We start from the raw sequence: 3,011 nt of genomic DNA, 5'->3' as shown, positions 1-3,011 counted from the left end.
CCATCGCCATCACAGGGGCAGGCTAGCAAACACGACTTTTCAGACAAGCCCTAGCTCGCGGCCGGCAATAGCCTGGTAGAGACAGCTTTGCGAAGGCAACATTTGCGAAACGGTCTCTGATCCGCTAACCCAGACCAACTGCGCCCATAAATCGAAGGCTACGTTAACACCAAGGGGAACGGATGCGATGGCGAGGTCTAGCCATGACCGCCGCCGGTGCAAGCGCTCTATTTCTCTGCTCGGTTCGCCTTCCGAATCAGATCGTCCGTCGTGTCCGATAGCAAGCGCCACAACGCCACAGCAGGCACCCAGTAGCCGTACATGGTCTCCCTAGCGCCGCGTTTGAAACCACGAATAAAGTCATCCATAGCAATTTCTCTCACTACTTGCACATGGAGGAAGCCCGGGTACAGCCTATGAGCCCACTTTAGTCTGGATTCTTACAGGCTTTGACGATGAATTCTACCGCCGTTAAAACAGTGATCTATCAACCCCTGTATGCATCGTATCGGCGTCAGGGCCATCACTTGACAAGCATGGCGGTCATTCGTTCGCATACCCAAGCTCCGCGCCTCGTCATCCTATGCCTTAAGGTGTAGTCCGACCGCGAGCGGAATGAAGTGCCGGCTTCGAGCCTTCGATGCTTGGTAACAGTAGCTGGTTTGATGGCAGTTCCGCTGGCCGGATGACTATATCGTCGACAATCCGGCGTAGTTCTATCCATGAAACCACGCTTCGCTACACATGTAATGAGCTTCTCACGGCCAAAGTTGGTCAATGGCAATGATTTCGTTACATCCTGATAACATATTACAGTTCCCTCTATTTAATTATTCATGAAAAGGCTATGATAGCGTCCACCGCCTAATCTTGAGGAAATCACTATGTCCCTAATCCAAGAATACCGTCAGATCGAAGCCACAATTGAAGAACTGAAGCAGCGCTTGGAACAGTTGAATGGTGACGAGCGACTGCAAAAAGAACTTGAATTTGAAGAGCGGCTACGTGCTCTGCTGGGTGAACACAACAAGTCCCTGCGCAACGTGATTGCTATCCTGGATCCGGAGCGCAGCACGAATACGGTCCGCAAAAGCAATTCCGCTCCGGCCCCACAGCAGCGCCGGCGGCGCGCGGTGAAGCGCTATATGCACCCCGAAACTTGTGAGGTCATCGAGACCAAAGGTGGTAACCACAAGTTGCTGAAGGCATGGAAGGCTGAGCACGGTGCCGATGAAGTCGAAGGCTGGCTTCAGGGCGAGTAATCGTCCCGCTTGACGCTGGCGGGCTGTGTGAGGCCCCGCCCATGCGTTGGCGAACATGTGGCGATCCGCCGGCTACACCTAGACCCACTGCAGCGTTGGCCAACACAGCGTATTGGCCAACCACTTGGTGCCGGCAGCGGACGCGCTGCGGCATGATGCCCCTGAGGCTTATGTCGGCGACATGGTGAGTCCCTGCTGCCAGGCTTCAAGCCGATCGAGGCGGGTATCTTGGGAGCCGATCGCGGCGTGCTTCGAGATCGCTGCGCAGATGCCGGCCAACATCAAGGAGGCAGACCTGGTATCGATGGCAACTGAGCGACGCGATTTGCTCCCGCCGGGTCCCCCATGGCCATCACTCGAGAGGATCCAGCCGCTCCCTAACCGGATCGTGCCCTGGCCGCCGGCCGTTGCCCGCCTGGCTTTCAAAAGACGCTTCAAGCAGCTCGCGCGGTCCGGTGGCGAGATCGCTCAATTGCGCCAGGTCGCCGAGGCCTAGGCCCTAAGCGCGTTGGGACGCTGTCCGGCGTTTCCACCGTGTAAGAATCTTACAAAGGCGTAGCGGCAGCTGCGATCCGGCCAAGCGGTATCTAGGGGGCGAAAGAATCTTTCGCCGGCACTCCGGCCTAGTCCTCACCGCCAGCAAAGGTATAGGGGTCGATTCCCTGGCTTGCGGTACCGAGCGGACAGGTCACTACGTCCTCGAGGCGCGGCGCCTGATCACCCATGGACTCATTCAGCCGCGTGAGCCAATGACCCCGGTCAAGCAGCGGGACCTGGAACGACTCCTCGCGCTTGAGCAACAGCCCATTGCTTCCTACTCGCTGGTTAACGAACTTGTCGCGTGGCACCAGGCACGTCGCTTCCAGCCGCGGTTGGACGAAGGTCGGGATCGAGTGCTGGTGCTCCATCGGCCGCAGCGGCCAAGTCGCTATTTTGTCTGAAACGACCTGGCAGGCGTCCGGCTCGCCCAGCAGATCATAGTGCCCGCGATGCACGATCAGCTGTTCCGCCGCTACCGCCCACCGATACACCACGGTGAACGACTTGGCCGGCCGGACTGTATCGATCAGCAACCCTACCCGCGCCATGCGGCCACGCTTGCTGCAGCCGATCGCCATGCACTCTTCGGCGTCGGCCGGCGCGTGGCCAGGTCCACCCGATCACGCAAGAGCAGGCCAACCGAGTCGATCCGCAGGTCGATCAGTTGGACGTGCGGCCCCGAGACCGGGCAGGTCATGAACCGTGGTACCAGGTGGATGAGCACGAGCGGCTGCCTCGCGTGTCGGGGTGCTAGCCAGCCGAAACCTGCGAGGGTGATCGATTGAACAGCGGATCAGCGCCCTCGAAGACGTCGTTCGGCACTTCCGGCCACTCACGGCGGATGGCGGCAAAGTCGCCTTCGTTCCAGCAGCGCAGGAAGGTCATGCCCTCATCGGTCTCCAGCGCGAAGGCGATCGCGGCCGTGGATGCGTCAGGCGCCTGGTCGACCTTCTTCAACGCGTCGTCGACCGCGGCGGCGTAGCCTTCACGGTAAGCGTCATCTGGATGGGCCTTGGTGGGGCCAGCCGTGGGGATCAGTGCACCGATCATGTTGTACAGGTCGAGCATGGGGCCGTCCTCGATAGAAGTGGTCCGTCCCAGATCAACGGGCTTTCCCGCATGGCAGCAAAGGCGTCGACCCGGATCGGTCTGCCTAGTGTGCAGCTGCCGCTGTCACCGCAAGCGTCGATTCACGCCCTTCTTGGTAGG

Annotated in this window: 2 protein-coding genes and 1 pseudogene; 1 reads left to right on the top strand and 2 read right to left on the bottom strand. The window is 59.5% G+C overall.

Going from position 1 to position 3,011, the window contains the following annotated elements; translation table 11 throughout:
* The first annotated feature begins 884 nt into the window (after positions 1-884).
* Positions 885-1,262 (top strand): histone-like nucleoid-structuring protein, MvaT/MvaU family, encoded by a 378-nt coding sequence (locus GSQ95_RS25770; RefSeq protein WP_158896766.1) that lies wholly within the window; start codon positions 885-887, stop codon positions 1,260-1,262.
* Positions 1,263-1,885: 623 nt separating this feature from the next.
* On the opposite strand, the pseudogene GSQ95_RS25760 reads toward GSQ95_RS25770, so the two are convergent.
* Both GSQ95_RS25760 and GSQ95_RS25755 read right to left on the bottom strand, forming a co-directional pair.
* Positions 1,886-2,499, bottom strand: a pseudogene (locus tag GSQ95_RS25760) (DUF6012 family protein).
* A gap of 53 nt (positions 2,500-2,552) precedes the next feature.
* Positions 2,553-2,870 carry a hypothetical protein gene (locus tag GSQ95_RS25755; RefSeq protein ID WP_158896768.1) on the bottom strand — a complete coding sequence of 106 codons (318 nt, stop codon included), beginning with the start codon at positions 2,868-2,870 and terminating at the stop codon, positions 2,553-2,555.
* Between the last annotated feature and the right edge of the window lie 141 nt (positions 2,871-3,011).

It is taken from the genome of Pseudomonas sp. BAV 4579 (genome assembly GCF_009765395.1).
In the GTDB taxonomy this organism is placed as follows: domain Bacteria; phylum Pseudomonadota; class Gammaproteobacteria; order Pseudomonadales; family Pseudomonadaceae; genus Chryseomonas; species Chryseomonas aestiva.
Note: the sequence above shows the minus strand (reverse complement) of the source record. Positions and strands in the feature narration are given on the sequence as shown.

Excerpts from the sequence above, each read along its gene's own strand:
- GSQ95_RS25770 (WP_158896766.1), top strand. The coding sequence starts at position 885 with ATGTCCCTAATCCAAGAATACCGTCAGATCGAAGCCACAATTGAAGAA.
- GSQ95_RS25755 (WP_158896768.1), bottom strand. The coding sequence starts at position 2,870 with ATGCTCGACCTGTACAACATGATCGGTGCACTGATCCCCACGGCTGGC.